General features: G+C 70.6%; 16 protein-coding genes. 5 read left to right on the forward strand and 11 right to left on the reverse strand.

Going from position 1 to position 17865, the window contains the following annotated elements; all coding sequences use genetic code 11:
* Positions 1–43: 43 nt before the first annotated feature.
* The 9 genes from ADK57_RS35125 to ADK57_RS35165 all read right to left on the reverse strand — a co-directional run bounded on the left by ADK57_RS35125 (position 44) and on the right by ADK57_RS35165 (position 9459).
* Positions 44–766, reverse strand: coding sequence for an ABC transporter ATP-binding protein (locus ADK57_RS35125; protein ID WP_053753719.1), 723 nt, complete (start codon positions 764–766; stop codon positions 44–46).
* On the reverse strand, positions 763–3522 hold the full coding sequence (locus ADK57_RS35130; protein WP_053753720.1) for a branched-chain amino acid ABC transporter permease/ATP-binding protein: 2760 nt from the start codon (positions 3520–3522) through the stop codon (positions 763–765). Before ADK57_RS35130 ends, ADK57_RS35125 begins: the two co-directional genes overlap by 4 nt.
* Positions 3523–3551: 29 nt before the next feature.
* The gene (locus ADK57_RS35135; protein ID WP_078973521.1) at positions 3552–4823 is read right to left on the reverse strand and encodes an ABC transporter substrate-binding protein; all 1272 of its coding nucleotides are present in this window, start codon (positions 4821–4823) and stop codon (positions 3552–3554) included.
* Between the two features lie 121 nt (positions 4824–4944).
* The gene (locus tag ADK57_RS35140) at positions 4945–6177 is read right to left on the reverse strand and encodes a CaiB/BaiF CoA transferase family protein (RefSeq protein ID WP_053753721.1); all 1233 of its coding nucleotides are present in this window, start codon (positions 6175–6177) and stop codon (positions 4945–4947) included.
* 44 nt (positions 6178–6221) lie between these two features.
* Positions 6222–6410, reverse strand: a complete 189-nt coding sequence (locus tag ADK57_RS35145) for a ferredoxin (protein WP_053753722.1) — start codon at positions 6408–6410, stop codon at positions 6222–6224.
* Positions 6407–7246 carry an NAD(P)-dependent oxidoreductase gene (locus ADK57_RS35150; protein ID WP_053753723.1) on the reverse strand — a complete coding sequence of 280 codons (840 nt, stop codon included), beginning with the start codon at positions 7244–7246 and terminating at the stop codon, positions 6407–6409. The genes ADK57_RS35145 and ADK57_RS35150 overlap by 4 nt, the downstream gene beginning before the upstream one ends.
* A gap of 38 nt (positions 7247–7284) precedes the next feature.
* The gene (locus ADK57_RS35155) at positions 7285–8097 is read right to left on the reverse strand and encodes a mycofactocin-coupled SDR family oxidoreductase (RefSeq protein WP_053753724.1); all 813 of its coding nucleotides are present in this window, start codon (positions 8095–8097) and stop codon (positions 7285–7287) included.
* Positions 8084–8317 carry a hypothetical protein gene (locus ADK57_RS35160; RefSeq protein WP_053753725.1) on the reverse strand — a complete coding sequence of 78 codons (234 nt, stop codon included), beginning with the start codon at positions 8315–8317 and terminating at the stop codon, positions 8084–8086. Before ADK57_RS35160 ends, ADK57_RS35155 begins: the two co-directional genes overlap by 14 nt.
* Positions 8314–9459, reverse strand: a complete 1146-nt coding sequence (locus ADK57_RS35165; protein WP_107091718.1) for an amidohydrolase family protein — start codon at positions 9457–9459, stop codon at positions 8314–8316. Before ADK57_RS35165 ends, ADK57_RS35160 begins: the two co-directional genes overlap by 4 nt.
* A 210-nt stretch (positions 9460–9669) precedes the next feature.
* On the opposite strand from ADK57_RS35165, the gene ADK57_RS35170 reads away from it, so the two are divergent.
* Positions 9670–11334, forward strand: coding sequence for a thiolase C-terminal domain-containing protein (locus ADK57_RS35170; RefSeq protein ID WP_053753727.1), 1665 nt, complete (start codon positions 9670–9672; stop codon positions 11332–11334).
* A 56-nt stretch (positions 11335–11390) separates the two neighbouring features.
* Here the strand turns inward: ADK57_RS35170 and ADK57_RS35175 are convergent, their stop codons facing one another.
* Both ADK57_RS35175 and ADK57_RS35180 read right to left on the reverse strand, forming a co-directional pair.
* Complete coding sequence (locus ADK57_RS35175) at positions 11391–12137, reverse strand: hypothetical protein (RefSeq protein ID WP_053753728.1); 747 nt, start codon at positions 12135–12137, stop codon at positions 11391–11393.
* Positions 12138–12169: 32 nt separating this feature from the next.
* On the reverse strand, positions 12170–13786 hold the full coding sequence (locus ADK57_RS35180) for an FAD-binding protein (protein ID WP_107091719.1): 1617 nt from the start codon (positions 13784–13786) through the stop codon (positions 12170–12172).
* A gap of 323 nt (positions 13787–14109) precedes the next feature.
* Here ADK57_RS35180 and ADK57_RS35185 point away from each other — a divergent pair, with 323 nt between their 5' ends.
* The 4 genes from ADK57_RS35185 (at position 14110) to dmpG (ending at position 17826) form a co-directional block, all read left to right on the forward strand.
* Entirely contained in the window at positions 14110–14871 is a 762-nt protein-coding gene (locus ADK57_RS35185) for an IclR family transcriptional regulator (RefSeq protein WP_053753729.1), read from the forward strand.
* Positions 14872–15080: 209 nt separating this feature from the next.
* On the forward strand, positions 15081–15881 hold the full coding sequence (locus tag ADK57_RS35190; protein ID WP_053753730.1) for a 2-keto-4-pentenoate hydratase: 801 nt from the start codon (positions 15081–15083) through the stop codon (positions 15879–15881).
* Positions 15878–16819 (forward strand): acetaldehyde dehydrogenase (acetylating), encoded by a 942-nt coding sequence (locus ADK57_RS35195; protein WP_053753731.1) that lies wholly within the window; start codon positions 15878–15880, stop codon positions 16817–16819. The genes ADK57_RS35190 and ADK57_RS35195 overlap by 4 nt, the downstream gene beginning before the upstream one ends.
* On the forward strand, positions 16816–17826 hold the full coding sequence (dmpG, locus tag ADK57_RS35200; protein ID WP_053753732.1) for a 4-hydroxy-2-oxovalerate aldolase: 1011 nt from the start codon (positions 16816–16818) through the stop codon (positions 17824–17826). The genes ADK57_RS35195 and dmpG overlap by 4 nt, the downstream gene beginning before the upstream one ends.
* The last annotated feature ends 39 nt before the right edge of the window (positions 17827–17865 follow it).

The following is a 17865-nucleotide window of genomic DNA, read 5'->3' on the forward strand; positions in this document are numbered from 1 at the left end:
TCACCCGCTCCGGCCGGAGGCTGCCGACTTCCCGACTTTCCTCTCAGGCCGGCGGCTCAGCCAACTGCTCACCCAGATAGGCCCGTTCCAGCAACCCGGGGTCCGCCGCGAGCCGCGCGGCGGACCCGTTCAGCACCGTGTCGCCGTGCACCAGGACCACCGCCCGGTCCGCCACCTCCAGGGCCAGCCGGACATGCTGCTCGACCAGCACGACCGCCGTACCGGTGCCGTCGGCGATCCGCCGGACGACCGGAAGCAGCTCCTCGACGATCACCGGCGCCAGCCCCAGGCTGAGCTCGTCCACGAGCAGCACCCGCGGATCCTGGATCAGGGCTCTGCCCAGGGCCAGCATCTGCTGTTCCCCGCCGGAGAGCATCCCGGCCGCGACCTTCAGACGCTTGCCCAACGCCGGGAAGTAGTCGAGCACCTGGTCCACGGTGCTGCCGTGCCGCCGCCTGGCGAGGGCCAGGTTGTCCCGCACGGTGAGCTGGGTGAACAGGGACCGGTCGTCGGGTACGAGGACCAGCCCCCGCCGGGCCGCCACCCGGGCCCGTCCGCCACGGACCTGGTGACCGTCGAGAGTCACCGACCCCTTCAGCCACGGCAGCAGGCCCGCCAGGGTCAGCAACAGGGTGGTCTTCCCGGCTCCGTTGGGCCCCAGCAGGGCGACGACCTCGCCCGGAAGCAGTTCCAGGTCGAACGCGCGCACCACCGGCCGTCCCCTGGTGTAGCCGGCGTCCACTCCTTCACAGGCCAACACGGTCACTGCACACCCTCCTTGCGCACTTCGGGCGTCCCTTCGGGCGTACCGAGGTACGCGGCGGCGACCCGTGGATCGGCCTTGATCTCGGCGGGGGTCCCCTCCGCGATCACCTGCCCGAGGTCCAGTACGACGATCCGGTCGCACACGTCGAGCACCAGGCCCATGTCGTGGTCGATGAGCAGGACCGTCACTCCGGCGGCCCGGACGGCGCGCAGGCGGTCGCCCAGCCAGCGGCTCTCCGAGCTGTCCAGCCCGGCCGCGGGCTCGTCCAGCAGAAGCATCCGGGGTCGGCCGGCCAGGGCCCGGGCGACCGACACCAACTGCCGTCTGCCTTGGGAGAGTTCACGCGCCGGCCGGTCGCGGAAGCGACTCAGGTGCAGCGCCTCGAACCACTGCTCCCGCGGAGGGCCGACGTGGTCGCCGCCGTGCCGGGCCGCGGTCTCGCCGACCAGCATGTTCTCCTCCACGCTGAGATCCTCGTAGAGCTCGATGCCCTGGAAGGTGCGGCCGAGGCCCGCCCTGCTGCGCCGGTGCGGCTTCAGCAAGGAGATCGACCGCCCGTCGAACTCGACCGTTCCGGTGCTGCGGTGGTACCCGCTGATCGCGTCGAGCAGCGTGGTCTTGCCGGCGCCGTTCGGCCCGATGACTCCGACGATCTCGCCCGCGCGCACGTCGAAAGAGACCGCGTCGACGGCCACCACACCGCCGTAGCGCACGCCCACGTCGCGCACCGACAGCACGACCTCGCCCGGTTCGGGAACCGGTGGGCGGATCTCCGCCGCGGTACCGGTCGGCACGTCGGCGTCCTGGTCGGCGGTCACGGTCCGGCGCCCGCGGCGCAGCTTCGCCGTCAGTTCGTGTGCGGGGCCCACCATGCCCTCCGGGTTCGTGATCACGGTGAGCACCAGGCCGACGCCCATGATCACGCCGTACCAGTCCCCGAGTGACAGGGCCCGGTCCAGCACCACGGACACCAGCCCGCCGGCCCCCAGCGCACCGGCCACGACGCCACCGGACAGGGCGGTGATGCCCGCCAGGTACGCGGTGGCGAACAGGCCGAGTCCGCCGATCGCGGTGAACATCTCGGCGTCGGCCACGGTCTGCTGGTACCCGATGAGAGCGCCCCCGAGCCCGGCGACGAAAGCCCCGATCGCGAAAGCGATGATCTTCGTGCGGGCCACGTCGATCCCGGCCGCGGCGGCCGACCGCTCGTTGGCCCGCACGGCCAGCATCGCCGCCCCGAGCCGGCTGCGGCGCAGCCACGCCACGCCCAGCCCGACCAGCAACAGCACCGCGAGGCACAGCAGTCCGAACGGGATGCGCGGGTAGTCCGCGCCGGCGCCGATACCCAGGTCGATCCCGAACAGGTGCGGCGCGGAGACGGTCGCCCCGTCCAGGCCGCCGTTGAACTCGGTGTTGCGGAACCAGAAGGCCTCAAGGGCCACCGCGAGCGCGACCGTCACCACCGCGGCCGGAAGCCCGCGGATACGCAGGGCGGGCAACCCGATCACGACGCCGATCACCATCGCCACCACGGCCGCCAGCAGTGGCGCGACCGGGAAGGGGACACCCCACTCCGTGGTCAGCCTGCTGAGGCTGAAGGCGCCGACCCCGGCCAGGGTGAGCTGGGCCAGGGAGATCTGCCCGGCGAAGCCGGTGACCACCACCAGCGACAAGGAGATGACCCCCAGCGTCAGCGAGGTGATGACCGCGGCGCGGATGCTGCCCTGGGTGGCGAAGAGAAGGACGACACCCAGGAGCACGCTCAAGGCGGCCGGGACCAGGATGCGGTCGGGCCGGGGTGCGCGCCCGAGCGTCTGGCGGACCAGCATGCCCCGGGTGGGCAGCGGCCGTCCGCGGACCACGAGGTAGGCCAGGATCACGGCCAGCGGCACCAGTTGGGCCAGGCCGCTCTGCGGCAGCCACGACCAGGTGCCCTGCAGGAACTGCAGTTCCGACTGGAGCATCCCGATGACGAGTCCGGCGCCGACGGCCGGGAGCAGCGCGGTGAAGTTGCCGACGAGCGCCGCGGCGAGGGCCGGCACGATGAACAGGGTGTAGGAGATGGGCACCAGGGGCACGATCGGCGCGATCAGGATGCCGGACAGGCCGGCGATGGCCGAGCTCAGCGCCCAGTTCGCGGTCGCGATCCGCTCCGGCGACAGCCCGCTGACCAGGGCGCCCTTCTCCGACTCCGCCGCGGCCCGGGCCGCCAGCCCGAACCGGGTGAGGCGGAACACCAGGGCCAGTACCAGGGTCAGTGCGACGACGACCGCGGCGAACCACAGCCGGTCGCCGGGGATGCGCGTCCCGCCCCAGTCCAGCGGGTCGTTCGGCAGGATGGCCTCGACCGAGACGGGCGCGGTGCCCACGCGCGCCACGAGCACGGCCTGGATCACCAGCATCACGCCGATCGAGGCGACGGCCTTCGCCACCGGGGGCGCGGCCCGCAGCGGCCGGAAGACCAGCCCGTACAGGACCACCCCGAGAACGGCGGCGAGCAGCAGCGCGAGCACCGCGGCCGGGACCAGCCCGAGCGGTTCGCCGAGCCCGACCGTGTGCGGCAGGCCCGGTATCGGCACCATCAGCTCACCCCGGCGCAGGAACGCGTAGGTGTACGCGGTGTAGAGCGCGATCGCCCCGGTGGCGAAGTTGACCACGCCGGAACTGCGGTAGGTGAGGACCAGTGCCAGCGCGAGTGCGGCGAACACGGCACCGTTTCCCAGTCCCAGCAGCAGGAACACGACGTACTGGCTCATCGGCGCGACCGTCCTTCCCGGTGTTCCGGCTACTTCGCGAACAGCGCGCTGGGATCGACGGTGTGCACGTCCTCGAGCTTGCCCCCGGTCAGCGTGCCGGTGACCGACTTCGCCGAGCACGCCGCCTTCAGCCCCGGTACGGCCGAGGAGTCGCAGGTGAACGTGGTGCCGTGGCCCGCGGGCAGTACGACGTTCTTGGCCGACTTCAGCGTCTTGGCGACGGCCGCCGGTGTGACCTCGCCCTTCAGGTCGTGCAGTGCGCGCACCAGGCCGAGGACGCCCTGGTATCCGACCGCCGCGTAGCCCTCGACGGGTGTGTCGGGGCTGTACTGCTTCATCACCTGCCGGTACAGCTGGGCCTCGGGGTCGTCGCTGACCGCGTCGAAGCTGCTGAACACCTGGGCCCCCTCCATGCCCGCGCCCACGGCGTCGACCACCTCGGGGGCCATGCAGGGCTGGAGGACCATCCGTTCGGTGCTGCCGCCGAGCGAGGTCATCGCCTGGAGCACGGACGTGCACACGGTCGACTCCCCCACGATGCTGATGGCGTCGGGCTTGCTGCGCAGCGCGGCGCTCACCTGGGGCGAGGCGTCCGGGGTGCCCGGCGCGATCTTCACGATCTGCAGGTCGACGCCGGCCCTGGCGAAGACCGGCTTGCCGATCGTCTCGGCTCCGCCGACCGCCGACGGTACGTCGATGACGAACGCTGCGACCTTCTTGTAGCCCTTCTCCTTGGCGAACTCGGCCATCGACGTGAGCGTCGCCGGGAAACCGCCAGTCCAGGAGAAGGAGTCGGTGCTGGTGCCCTCGGCGCTGCTGGTGGCGATGGCGGTCGCCCAGGGGATGCCGGCCTGGGTCACGATCGGCACCATGGAACCGCCCAGACCGCTGCTGGTGAGGACGACCGCGGCGACCTTCTGCTCGACCATCCGGTTCGCGCAGTCCCGTGCCGTGGCCGGCTCCTCCTTCGTCTTGCAGACCACGAACTGGACGGGTCTGCCCGCGATGCCGCCGAGGTTGTCGTTGACGTACTTCCTGGCTGCCTCGGCGGCCTCCCGGGTCTCCGGCTGGCTGATGCCGGCGCCGCCCTCGTTCGTGATGAGGCCGACCTTCACCGGTGTGCCGGCGGCCTTCGTGCCCGGGAAGGCGCTTGTCAGCGCGGCCGGTACCTCCTTGCTTTCCGTGGCGTCGGAGCCGCCACTCTTTCCGCATCCGCCAAGCAGCAGTCCCGCGCCGGCGACCAGCGCTACGGACAGCTTGATTCGAGGTGAGGAGATGACACGCCTGACCGACTCGTCCATGTCTGTATCCCGAAGTGTCGAAGAGAAGAGAGGAACAAACGGACGCCGACTGGCTGTGGAGGGCCAGGTGGGGCGGCGCAGAGCGGTGCGCGGAGCACCGGGCAGGGGGCGGGGCGACGGATCAGGTCGCCGCGCCGTCGATCTTCAGCTGGATGAGTTCCTCGTCGGAGAGACCGAGTTCGCGCAGGACCTCGTCGGTGTGCTCGGCGAACTGGGGCGCGCGGGTGAGGGAGACCGGTGTCTCGTCGAACTGGACGGGGTTGGCGACCAGTTCGCGCTGTCGTCCGTCCGCGTCCTCGATCGGCGCGATCAGGCCGTTGGCCCTCAGCGACTCGTCCTGCCCCACCTCCCACGCGTTCTGTACGGCGGCCCACTGGCCCTCGCCCCGGGACAGCACCTCGGTCCACTCGGCGAAGGTCCGCCCGCCGATGATCTCGGCGACGATCCCGGCGGCCTCACCGGCGTTCGCCGTGATCTTCTCGACGGTGTCGAAGCGTTCGTCGGTCGCGAGGTCCTCCCGGCCGGCGAGACGGCAGAACTCCGGCCAGTAGCGGCCCGGTTGGAGCATCGAGAACTCCAGCCACCGGCCGTCGGACGTCCGGTAGGCGCCGACCAGCGGATTGGTCGCCGAACCGTGCTTGGGGTACTCCCGCGGCGGCACCGGTCCCCCCACCATCAGCGCCTGGTTGACCGAGTACTGGGTGGCCCACGCGCCCACACCGAGCAGCGACACGTCGACCACCGACGGCTCACCCGTGACCTGGCGTGCGTAGAGCGCCGCGGCGATTCCGCCCGCGATGGTCATGCCGCCCATCGAGTCGCCGTAGGCACCGGACGGCATTCGCGTCATCCGGTCGGCTCCGGGCGGGGTCACGCCCGCCGCGCTGCCGCCGCGGGACCAGAACGCGGTGCTGTCGTAGCCGCCCTTGTTGCTCTCCGCGCCCCGGACGCCGAAGCCGCTTCCCCGTACGTAGATGATGTCCGGGTTGATGGCCCTGACATCCTCGAGGTCGATCTTCAGCTTGGCCCGCGCCCCGGGCAGGAAGTTCGTGAGGAACACGTCGCTCGACCGGACCAGATCCTCGAAGACCCGCCGCGTGGACGGCTTCTCCAGGGACAGCCCGATGCTGCGCTTGCCACGGTTCGGCCCCTCCATGATCGGGAAGAACGACGAGTCCTCACTCGCCACCGGCAGCCCGAGCACCCGCGTCAGACCGCGCTGGCCGTCGCCCCGCTCGGCGTGCTCGATCTTGATGACCTGGGCACCCCAGTCCGCGAGCACCGCGCCCGCCGCGGGCACGAAGGTGAACTGCGCGACTTCCAGGACCCGTACGCCCTCCATCGGTCGGTGCATCCCACCGGCCTCCTTGTCTGCTTCCTTGAAAAGACGGCCGGACGTCACTCGACGGTGATGGCTCGCTCCGGGCAGGCCCATGCGCCCTCGCGGGCTTCCTTCTCGCGCCCCGCCGGGACCTCCCCGTCGAGGGGCACGGCGTAACCGCTGTCGTCCAGTTCGAACAGCTCCGGGGCGGTGGCCGCGCAGCGCGCGTGCCCGGAGCACAGTTGCGTGTCAATCGTGATCTTCATCGAACCACTCCGTTCTCGAGGGCGGTGACCTCGCCGAGGTTCATCGGCCCGTCCTGCGCCGCGGCCAGCAGCTCCGAGAGGTCCACGCCCGCCTCGGCCGCGGCGGCCCCGCAGGCCGCCAGGTCCTTGCGGAGGAAGGGCGCGACGGCGGCGACGTAGCGCTCGACTCCGCCTCGGGCGGCGATGTACCGCCCGGCGGTGCTTCCCCCGCTGCTGACCGCGAGGGCCTCCAGCAGGGTGTTCTCCGCGACGCCCATCGCGCTGCCGGCCGCCAGCCCGCGCAGGGTCACCTGGGTGATCGCGGCGAACAGCAGGTTGTTGAGCAACTTCACCCGCAGCGCCGAACCGCGCGCGCCGGTCGTGACGACCGGGTCGGCGTACGCGCCGACCACCTGACGTGCCGTCACGAGGTGTTCGGGCTCGCCGCCGAGGAAGACGGTGAGGCGGCCCGCGCGGACGGCGTCCGCCGTTCCGCTGAACGCCGCGTCGACGATCGCGGCCCTGCCGCCGGGCGCGAACGCGTCCAGGCGGTCCAGCGTCGCCGGAGTCCCGGTGGTGTGCGACAGCAGCACCGTGCCGGCGTCCATGGCCGCGACGATCTCGGGCAGCACGTCGAGCATCTGGTCGTCGCTGTACAGGCAGCTGACGACGGCGTCACAGGCGGCGACGTCCCTTGCCCGGTCGACGAGTTCGGCGCCGGCGGCCGAGAGCCGGTCCCGGACCTCCGCCCGGCGGGCGTGGAGGCGGACCCGATGGCCGGCCGCCAGCAGGCGTTCCGCCATCGGCTCGCCGATCTGCCCGGCGCCGAGGAACCCGATCGTGTGGACTGCGCTCATCTCCGCCCCTTCGCACGAGATGCCGTCGGATGCCGTCGCTACGGCTTGTTCGTCGACCCCGCGTCGACCGTGAACTGCAGGCCCGTGACGTACCGCGCTTCCTCCGAGGCCAGGAACAGGACGGCGTTCGACACGTCCCGCGGCTCGACGAAGGGCGCGAGGGGGTTCATCGCGGCCAAGGCGAAGAGCGGTTCGCGCGCGGCGAGTTGCTCGATGGGCTCGCCGACGGTGATCCCCGTGTCGCTCACCCCGGTGGGATGGACAGTGTTCACCCGGATCCGGTGCGGTGCCAGCTCGTTGGAGAGCGCCTTCATCAGGCCCACCACCCCGTGCTTGCTGGCCACGTAGTGGGCGTACGGCACGTGGCCCCGGATACCGGCGGCCGAGCTGGTGATGATGATCGACCCGCCCGCGGCGGCCTCGATCATCCCGGGAATCACGGCGCGTGCCGTGTTCCAGGCGCCCTTGAGATTGACGTCCACGACGACGTCCCAGGCCTCTTCGGACAGTTCCCAGGCGCGCCCTATGGTCATGATGCCGGCGTTCGCCACCACCACGTCGAGCCGGCCGAATTCGGTTGTCGCCGCGTCGACGGCGGCCCGGACCTCGGCGACCGAACGGACGTCGGCCTGCACGGCGACGCACCGGCGGCCCGTTGCCCGGACCAACTCCGCGGTCTCCTCCAGTTGTTCCTTCGTCGCGAGCGTGTACCGCAGCTCGTCGCTGATGTCATGGCAGACGTCGGTGATGACGACGTCCGCTCCTTCTTCCGCCAGCCGCACCGCGTGCGACCGGCCCTGGCCGCGGGCCGCTCCCGTGATGAGCGCGACCTTTCCCTCAACTCGCCCCATGTGAGCCTCCGTTCGGCCCGGACAGTTCGTCGACTGCCTCGCGCAGGGCCCGCAGCCGCGGTTCGAGGAGCTCCCGCTCCGCCCGGTCGCCGTCACCGAGTTCGGCGAGGCGTGCCTCCGTCTCGGTGATCTCCGCCCGCAACCGCCCGGAGGCCTCTTCGCGGGTCAGCAGGTCCAGGTCCGTCCAGTCCGACCGCTCGGACTCCGGCAGCCTGCTCATGCCGGGAGGTTGTAGAGACGGCGGGTGTTCAGCTCCACGATCTTGTGCACCTCGTCGTCCGGTACGTCGGCGAGAACCTCCGCGGCGTAGGCGCGGCTCTTGGGCCAGTACGAGTCGGAGTGCGGGTAGTCGCACTCCCAGGTGATCTTGTCGACGCCGACGTGGTGCCGTACCTCCACACCGAAACGGTCGTCGATGAAGCAGCCGTGGAAGTGCTTGTGGAACAGCTCCGAGGGCCGCACGCTCTGGTTGACGTTCTGGTAGAAGCGGTGCCGCTCCCAGGTGCCGTCGGCGCGCTCCAGCAGATAGGGAATCCAGCCGATCCCGCCCTCGGACAGGCCGATCTTCAGCTTGGGGTGCTTGTGCAGCACCGGGGAGAACAGCAGGTCGGCGGTGGCGAACATGGCGTTGCAGCCGAACAGGGTGATCGTCACCGCGAACGGGGCCTCCTCGGCCGTTTTCGGCGGCTTGCCCGAGGTGCCGAAGTGCAGGCACACGGGCATGTCGGTCTCCTCGGCCGCCGAGAACATGGGGTCCCAGTAGTCGGTGTGGAAGGAGGGCAGTCCGCGCGGGGCGGGGTTCTCCGGGAAGGAGATCGCCTTCGCCCCCTTGGCCGCGGTCCGGTGGATCTCCTCGACGCAGAGCTGCACATCCCACATCGGCATGATGACCAGCGGGATGAGCCGCCCCGGCGCGGTGGCGCACCACTCGTCGAGGACGAAGTCGTTCCACGCCTGCACACACAGCAGTGCCAGCTCACGGTCCTTGCCGTCCAGGAAGACATGGCCGGAGAACCCCGGGAAGGACGGGAAGCACAGGGCGCCCCACACCCCGTCCAGGTCCATGTCCCGCAGTCGGGCCTTGGGGTCGTAGCACCCCGGGATCATCTCGTCGTAGCGGGTCGGCTCCATGCCGAACTCCTCGGGCTTCTTGCCCGCGACCGCGTTCAGGCCGATGTAGGGGTAGATCCGGTCCTCGTAGACCCACACCTCGGCCGGGGCCTGGCCCTCTCCTCGCGGTTGCTCCACGATCCGCGGACCTGTCTCCCGGTACTTCGCCGGCAACCGGTCCGACCACAACCGCGGGGGCTCGATCAGATGGTCGTCGGTCGACAGGAGTTTCATCCAAGGCTGCAACGGCATCGTCGCGCTCCCTCGTCGTGATCGCCCCGAACACACGCAGTGCACAGCCGCACAGCAGGCGCGCTGGCATCCAGACTCTACATCGACAGGTGGATTACGTATACTGTTCTGAATCGCCTCCTGGGAAAGAGCGGCGTTCTGCGGGGCCACGGGCCACACCCTCTACACATTAAGGTCACCCATATCTTGAGTGATGCGAAGGAGCACGACATGGCCGTCCCCGCACCGGTCCGCCCCCTGCCCCAACCCACGCTCGCCAGCGCCGAGTTCTGGAAGGCCGGTGCCGACGGCGTGCTGCGGATCTCCCGGTGCGGCGACTGCGGGCGCCGCTTCCATCCGCCGTTGCCGGTGTGCCCGTCCTGCCGTAGCCGTGCGGTCTCGCTCGAACCGACCTCCGGGAAGGCGGTGGTCGTCGGGTTCAGCGTCACCCACCAGACCTGGCTGCCCCGCTTCCCGCCGCCGTACGTCGTGGCCGTGGTCGCCCTCGCCGAGGACGACCGGGCGCGGCTGACGACCAACATCGTCGGGTGCGCGCCGGACGAGGTACGCGTCGGGATGCGGATCCGGGTGCGCTTCGAGCATCACGAGGACCTTCACATCCCCCTGTTCGAGCCCGACTTGGAGACCGAGGCCGCCGAGGGGCCCGGCCCGCTGCCGGCCCCCCGCGAGGTCCGCTCGGCCCTGCGGCCCATGGCCTCCCCCCGGAAGTACGAGGACAGGGTCGCGCTGACCGGCGTCGGGCAGTCCCGGGTGGGCCGGCGGCTCATGGCCGACCCCGTCTCGCTGACCGTCGACGCGTGCCTGGCCGCGGTGGCGGACGCGGGGCTCGAACTCGACGAGATCGACGGGCTGTCCACGTATCCGGCGGTGACCCCGACCGGTCTGAGCGAGGGCGGGATCACCGCGCTGTCCGAGGCGTTGCAGCTGCGCCCCGCGTGGGTCAACGGCGGTAGCGAGGTGCCCGGGCAGATCGGCTCCATCACCGCCGCCATGCTCGCGGTCGCCTCGGGGCTGTGCCGGCATGTGCTGTGCTTCCGTACGGTCTGGGAGTCCTCGCACGCCGCTCTGGTCCGCTCCGGTGAGTGGCCGCCCGCGGGCGGCCGGGCCACCGGGATGTTCGAGTGGCGCACCCCGTTCGGGGCCGTGTCGGCCGCGCAGTGGATCGCCTGCAACGCCTCGCACTACATGCATCGTTACGGTGTCGGCCGGGAGGCCCTCGGCGCCATCGCCGTCACCGCGCGGGCGGGCGCGGCACGCAACCCGGAGGCGCTCTACCGCGAACCGCTCACCCTCGACGACTACTTCGACGCCCGCATGGTGACCACGCCGTTCGGGCTGTACGACTGCGACGTGCCGTGCGACGGCGCGGTGGCCGTCGTCGTCTCGGCGGTGGAGACCGCCGCCGACCGCCCGAAGCCGCCGGTCCTGGTCGAGGCCGTCGGCACGGCGATCCTCGAACGGCTCAGCTGGGACCAGGACACCCTCACCCACACCCCGCAGTCCTTCGGCCCCTCGGCCCATCTGTGGACCCGCACCGACCTGACCCCCGCCGACGTCGATGTCGCCCTGCTCTACGACGGGTTCACGTTCAACGCGCTGTCCTGGATGGAGGGCCTCGGCTTCTGCGGGCCGGGCGAGGCGACCGGCTTCATCGACGGCGGCAAGACGATCGCGCTCGACGGCAGACTCCCGCTCAATCCGCACGGCGGGCAGCTGTCGGCGGGCCGGTTGCACGGGTACGGGTTCGTCCGCGAGGCGATGCTGCAGTTGCGCGGCGAGGCCCACGGACGGCAGGTCGAGGGCGCCCGGGCGGCCGTGGTCACCTCGGGCGGCGGAGTGCCGTCCGGGGCGATGCTGTTGAGAAAGGCGCAGTGACCCGGCGTCGACGACGCCGGGCCCCAACGCCTCGGTGAAACCGGTGGGCAAAACCGTCACGAGGTCGCCAGTTGGGCCTCCGACCGCCCCTTCCCCTCCGCGAGCTCCGCCTCCTCGTGCTTGATCGCGCGCAACAGCACGATCGGCGTGGCGATCTTCCAGACGAAGTACACCAAGGTGGGAATCACGTTCGCGAGCAGTCCGTTCCACGCGAACGGCCCGGTCTTGGTGATGAAGACGAAGGCTCCCGGGATGAGGAACACCCCGAGCACGAGGTTCAGCCAGCCGAACCAGCGGGGGAAGACCGGCTTGTCGCGGCGGTCGATGAATGCTCCGTACCCGATCGACCAGACCTGCAGGACGAAGATGCAGGCGTTGCCCACCAGCATGAGATTGAACGTGTCGGTCATCGCGGACAGGACGTCGGCGGAATGGACCTCCGGCCGGTATGCGGCGGCCGAGAGGATGGCCAGCGGGAAGAAGAACCCGATCGGGGCGACGACGCCGGTGAGGACCTGCGTCATGGACAGCAGGCCCCAGCCGCCTTCGATCCTCTTGAGCTGCAGGCTGGTCACCACGACGAAGGGGTATTCGAACGGGACGGTCAGCACCATGATCGCCACACAGGTGAGGATCCCTGTCTGATTGTCCTTCAGGAACGTGACGACCTCGTCAGGGGTCATCGTCGGGTCCATGGGCGTGAGCAGGTTGCCGACGGCGTAGGCGACGATGAAGCCCGCCATCAGAATGAACCCGCACCACGCCGAGTAGCGCTGCAGTCTCATGTACAGGTCTTGCCGCATAACGGATCTCCTTTGATCTCGTTCCGGAGGAGTCAGCCGACCGTGCCGACGAGGTCGAGCACCGCGAGATACGCGAAGGCGATGCTCGAACCGATCGGGGTCCCGGCGCCCGGGTAGACGTGCCCCGACATCGCGGCCGCGGTGTTTCCGGCCGCGTACAGCCCGGCGATCGGCCGGCCGTCCTCGCGCAGCACCCGCGCGTTTTCGTCGGTCTTCAGGCCGCCCTTGGTGCCGATGTCCGACGGGACGATGGTCGCGACGTAGTACGGCGGGGTGTCGAGCGGCAGCAGCAGCGGGTTCGGCCAGTCGGGCGTGGGCGGCGCCGGGTAGTTCTGCGTGGGCTCGACGGCGGCGCCCAGCACGTGGTGGAACATCTGGTCCCAGGCGGTCTCGCCACGATGGAACTTCTCGTCGACCCCGGCGTGCGCATAGCCGTTGAACTCGTCGATCGTCTTGCGCAGAGCCTCGAGCGGCACGTCGATGAGCTTCGCCAGTTCCTCGAGGGTGTCGGCCTTCTTCAACGCGCCCGATGCGAACCACTCCGGGCTGACCGGCTGGTCGGACGGGCCGCCGAAGCTGTCCCGGTCGAGCTGCCGCTGGTCGAACACCCAGTGGGCCGGGATGTGCGAGACGCCCGTGGTCATGTGGAGCCGGACTATCTCGTGCCCGGCCTGGTCGTAGGGACGCGTCTCGTTGACGAAGCGTTCGCCCGCGGCGTTGACCCAGATCCCGCCTCGCGTGCCGGTGTGGAAGGTCGGGCGGCCGTCCGGCTGCACGAGGCCCGGCACGTACCAGGCCTCGTCGAGCAGATCGGTGGCGGCACCGATCGCGATGCCTGCCTGGAGGGCGTCGCCCGTGTTGCCCGGGGCGCCATGGGACCACTCGCTGCTGCGCGCCACCGGCTGGTGCTTCCCGCGAAGCTCGCGATTGCGCTCGAAGCCGCCTGCCGCGAGGACCACACCCCGCTCGGCGCGGAACCTCACCGGTTCGCCGTCGCTCACCGCCTCCACGCCGACGACCCTGCCTTGCTCGACGACCAGGCTTTCCAACGCGGTGTTGAGGCGGAGCGTGCCGTTACCGGTCTCCAGGAACGCCGCGAGCGCCCTGCCGATCAACGCGCGGCCACCGCTGAGGACCGGGCCCTCGTCGATGCCCCACCGCTCGGCGGGGATGGAGGTGCGCATCAGCCGGAGGTGTTCTCCGAGGTCGGCGACGGGAAGCGGCGGCGGGAAGACAGTGTGCCCGGCGGGGGAAGCACCGGGGGCCGACGGGTAGTACTCCGGCACGGGGCCGTACACGAACGACTGGAACCACTCGTTCTTCTCCAGCTCGTCGATCAGTTGTGCGCCCGCCCGGAGATAGGCGTCCTGGAGCCGCTCCCGGGAGCTGTCGTCGACGACGCTGCGCAGATACGTCCTCGCGTCCTCCACGTCGTCCTCGACGCCGGCCCGCCGCAGCGGCGCGGAGCCCGGAAACCACAGACCCGCACCGGAGTAGGCGGTCGTGCCGCCCACCAGGTCGGTCTTCTCGATGACGAGCGTGCGCAGGCCGCGCGACGCCGCCACATAGGCTCCGACCAGGCCTCCGCCCGATCCGACGACGATGACGTCATACGTCTCGTCGTGGTTGTCCTCATTGAGAGTCACCATTGACCTCCACGTAGGGAACGGACCCGCGGAGGCCGACGGCCTCGCCCACGGTAATTAGTGATCCGGAATCCGACTGAGTCGTCGTGAAGCACGGCACGAGTGACAGTGCCGCGACCGGGCCGCTCCTTGCCCCATCCCTGGGCGGAGCCGCCTGACACCATCGCGTACTGCACGGATGGTGGCTGCCATCGACGGCAGTGTCAATGCCTATTAGGGCTACTGATTTGTTGGGCTGCGGAGCATTATGGGAGTCAGTCGTCCGATTGGCGGCACAAGGAGGTGCAGCAATCGGGCGACGTGAGGTGTGCACAAGGAGGTCGCACATGTCCGATGGTCCGGCGAGCATGGTCGATCGGGTCGTCCTGATCCTGGGCGTCTTCGAGCGATCCGGAGGGATGCTGACCCTGGGGCAGATCAGTTCCCGCAGCGGCCTTCCCCGCTCCTCCGTGCACCGGATCCTCCAACAGCTGGTCAGCGCCCGGTGGCTCCAACGGCACGACAACGAGTACACGCTCGGTCTGCGCATGTTCGAGATCGGCAGCCTGGTCGTGCACCGCACCCGGATCACCGACGTCGCCCGGCCCTTCCTGCAGCAACTGCGCGCGTCCACCGGGCATGTCGTGCACCTCGCGCTGCTGGACGAGCACGACGTCGTCTATCTGGAGAAGGTGGGCGGGGCGTTCGGCAGCACGTTGCCGTCCCGTGTCGGCGGCCGGCTCCCCGCCCACTGCACCGGGGTCGGCAAGGTGCTCCTGGCCTACTCCCCCAGAGCGGTGGTCGACCAGTACCTCAAGGGCAGTCTGTGCCGCCGGACGCCCGCGAGCATCGGGACCCACGAGGCCCTCGAGGCAGCAATGGTCAGAATCCGCAACTGCGGATACTCAACAGAGATCGGTGAGGTCGTACCCGGGGTCGCGTGCGTCGCCGCGCCGATCCTCGAACTCGACACGGCAGTGGCGGCGATCTCCGTGTGCGGTCCCCGCGAACGGGTGCGCGTCGACGAGCTCAAGTACCGGGTCATGTGGACCGCCGCGGAGATATCCCGGCGTCTCACGGCCACCACCCACCCCGTCCCGGCCGCGTGATCGATGCTGTCCCGCTCAGCGGACACAGAGCGTCCGTCGTCGGGTCGCAGACGGAACGATGGCGCCGTGATGGACGAAGACGTTGGAAGTGCAATGGACGAAGTCATCCTGGTCGAGGACGCGAAACGGCTGATCGACGCCGCTTCGCGGGGGCTCGGCCGCCCGGCCGCGTCCGTCCCGGACACCGGCAGGAACTCCGGGAGGGCCTCGTGAGCGCGCGGGCGGATGCCGTGCGCGCCGCGGCCGAACGCCTGGAACGGGCGAGCGGTTCGGGCCGGGCGTGCCCGCCCGTCGTCGACCTGATCGGCCCGAGCGACATCGCTCTGGCCTACGAGGTGCAGCAGGCCGTGACCGCCCGACGGCTGGCCGCCGGCGCCCGTCTGATCGGCCGCAAGATCGGGCTGACCTCCGAGGCGGTCCAGTCGCAGGTCGGGGTCGACCGGCCCGATTTCGGTGTACTCTTCGCCGACATGCGGTACGCGGACGGCGAAGTCGTCCCCTACCGTCGGCTGTTGCAGCCGAAGGCCGAGGCCGAGATCGCCTTCCTCCTCGGCCGCGACATCCCCGTCGCAGAGGACTTGGCCGAGGTGCGCGCCGCGGTCGAACTGGCCTTCCCCGCCGTGGAGATCGTCGACAGCCGGATCGCCGACTGGCGGATCGGCATCACCGACACGGTCGCCGACAACGCCTCCTCCGGCGTGTTCGTGATCGGTGACCGCGGACTGCCCCTGGACTCCTTCGAACCCGCCGACGCCCGCATGACGATGCGGCGGGACGGCGAAGTCGTGTCGAAGGGCACCGGGCGCGACTGTCTCGGCGATCCGCTCAACGCGCTGGCCTGGCTCGCGGCCACCGCCGTCGAGTTCGGCTCCCCGCTGCGGGCCGGCGACCTGGTGCTCTCGGGCGCCCTCGGACCGATGGTCGCGGTGCGGCCGTCCGACGTCTTCGAGGTGGCGATCGAGCCACTGGGCACGGTCACCGCACGCTTCTCTGGAGAGGACGACTCATGACGGATCGCGTGGGAGTCGCGATCGTCGGCTCCGGCAACATCGGAACCGACCTGATGATCAAGATCAAGCGCACCTCACCGACCCTCGAGGTACTCGCGATGGTGGGCATCGACCCCGCCTCCGACGGCCTCGCCCGGGCCGCCCGGATGGGCGTCGCGACCACGTCGGACGGTGTGGCGGGGCTGCTGAAGATGCCCGAGTTCGAGGACGTACGGATCATCCTGGACGCCACCAGCGCGGCCGCCCACGAGGCGAACGCGCGGCTGCTCGAACCCCATGGGCGACGGCTGGTCGACCTGACCCCGGCGGCGCTCGGACCGTACGTGATCCCGCCGGTCAACCTCGACGAGCACCTGGACGCCCCGAACATCAACATGGTCACCTGCGGCGGCCAGGCCACCATCCCCGTGGTCGCGGCGGTCTCGCGGGTGGCCGAGGTGCCGTACGCGGAGATCGTCGCGTCGGTCGCCTCGCGCTCCGCGGGGCCCGGCACACGGGCGAACATCGACGAGTTCACCGAGACGACCGCGCACGCCATCGAGGCGGTCGGCGGTGCCCGCCGGGGCAAGGCGATCATCATCCTCAACCCGGCCGAGCCGCCCCTGATCATGCGCGACACCGTCTTCTGTCTGATCGGCCGGGCCGACCACGACGAGGTGCGCGCCTCGATCGAGCGGATGGTCTCCGAGGTGGCGGCCTACGTTCCCGGCTACCGGCTGGTGCAGGAGGTGCAGTTCACCCCCGTCGAGGCGGACGAGGTGGCGACCCTCGTGCCTGAGGGGGCCGGTCCGGTCGACACCAAGGTGTCGGTGTTCCTGGAGGTCGAGGGGGCCGCGCACTACCTGCCCGCCTACGCCGGCAACCTCGACATCATGACCTCCGCCGCCAAGCGCGTCGCGGAACGGATAGCCGAACGGCCCGCGGAGGTGGCGGCATGACCACGAAGGTCTACGTCCAGGACGTCACCCTCCGGGACGGCATGCACGCCATCCGCCACCGGATCGCCCCCGAGCAGGTCGGCCGGATCGTCGCGGCCCTCGACGCCGCCGGCGTCGCGGCCATCGAGGTCAGTCACGGCGACGGTCTGGCGGGCGCGAGCCTCAACTACGGGCCCGGCAGCAACACCGACTGGGAGTGGATCGAGGCCGCCGTCGCGAACGCCTCGCGCGCGGTCATCACCACGCTCCTGCTGCCCGGGGTGGGCACGATCGCCGAACTGCGCCGGGCCTACGAGCTCGGCGTGCGCTCGGTGCGGATCGCCACCCACTGCACCGAGGCGGACGTCGCGGCGCAGCACATCGACGAGGCCCGCAAGCTCGGCATGGACGTCTCGGGCTTCCTGATGATGAGCCACATGATCGGCCCGGCCGAACTCGCCGCGCAGGCCCGCCTCATGGAGTCGTACGGGGTGCACTGCGTGTACATCACCGACTCCGCCGGCCGGCTCACCACCCAGGACGTCCGGGACCGGGTCCGCGCCTACCGGGACGTCCTCGACCCGGCGACGCAGATCGGCATCCACGCCCACGAGAACCTCTCCCTCGCGGTGGCCAACTCGGTCGCAGCGGTCGAGGAGGGCGCCTTCCGGGTCGACGCCTCGCTCGCCGGCCAGGGCGCGGCCGCGGGGAACGCGCCGATCGAGCCGTTCGTCGCGGTGGCCAACCTCCTCGGCTGGGAGACCGGTTGCGACCTGTTCCAGCTGGAGGACGCGGCGGACGATCTCGCCCGCCCGCTGCAGGACCGGCCGGTGCGGGTCGACCGGGAGACCCTCACGATCGGCTACGCCGGTGTCTACGGCAGCTTCCTGCGGCACGCAGAGCACGCGGCGCAGCTCTACAAGGTCGACACCCGCGACATCCTCGTCGAGGCCGGCCGCCGCAGGCTCGTCGGCGGCCAGGAGGACATGCTCACCGACATCGCGCTGACGCTGCGCGCCGAGGCATGAGCCCGCCACCCACGCCCCGCTCGCTCCTACCAACTCCCG

The organism is Streptomyces sp. MMG1533, assembly GCF_001279775.1.
Taxonomy (GTDB): Bacteria; Actinomycetota; Actinomycetes; order Streptomycetales; family Streptomycetaceae; genus Streptomyces.

Bases quoted from the DNA above. Each gene is read 5' to 3' on its own strand.
- ADK57_RS35150 (WP_053753723.1), bottom strand. From the start codon at position 7,246: ATGAGCGCAGTCCACACGATCGGGTTCCTCGGCGCCGGGCAGATCGGC.
- ADK57_RS35165 (WP_107091718.1), bottom strand. From the start codon at position 9,459: ATGCCGTTGCAGCCTTGGATGAAACTCCTGTCGACCGACGACCATCTG.
- ADK57_RS35145 (WP_053753722.1), bottom strand. From the start codon at position 6,410: ATGAAGATCACGATTGACACGCAACTGTGCTCCGGGCACGCGCGCTGC.
- ADK57_RS35185 (WP_053753729.1), top strand. From the start codon at position 14,110: ATGTCCGATGGTCCGGCGAGCATGGTCGATCGGGTCGTCCTGATCCTG.
- ADK57_RS35195 (WP_053753731.1), top strand. From the start codon at position 15,878: ATGACGGATCGCGTGGGAGTCGCGATCGTCGGCTCCGGCAACATCGGA.
- ADK57_RS35160 (WP_053753725.1), bottom strand. From the start codon at position 8,317: ATGAGCAGGCTGCCGGAGTCCGAGCGGTCGGACTGGACGGACCTGGAC.
- ADK57_RS35155 (WP_053753724.1), bottom strand. From the start codon at position 8,097: ATGGGGCGAGTTGAGGGAAAGGTCGCGCTCATCACGGGAGCGGCCCGC.
- ADK57_RS35170 (WP_053753727.1), top strand. From the start codon at position 9,670: ATGGCCGTCCCCGCACCGGTCCGCCCCCTGCCCCAACCCACGCTCGCC.
- ADK57_RS35135 (WP_078973521.1), bottom strand. From the start codon at position 4,823: ATGGACGAGTCGGTCAGGCGTGTCATCTCCTCACCTCGAATCAAGCTG.
- ADK57_RS35130 (WP_053753720.1), bottom strand. From the start codon at position 3,522: ATGAGCCAGTACGTCGTGTTCCTGCTGCTGGGACTGGGAAACGGTGCC.
- ADK57_RS35175 (WP_053753728.1), bottom strand. From the start codon at position 12,137: ATGCGGCAAGACCTGTACATGAGACTGCAGCGCTACTCGGCGTGGTGC.
- ADK57_RS35180 (WP_107091719.1), bottom strand. From the start codon at position 13,786: ATGGTGACTCTCAATGAGGACAACCACGACGAGACGTATGACGTCATC.
- ADK57_RS35140 (WP_053753721.1), bottom strand. From the start codon at position 6,177: ATGCACCGACCGATGGAGGGCGTACGGGTCCTGGAAGTCGCGCAGTTC.
- dmpG (WP_053753732.1), top strand. From the start codon at position 16,816: ATGACCACGAAGGTCTACGTCCAGGACGTCACCCTCCGGGACGGCATG.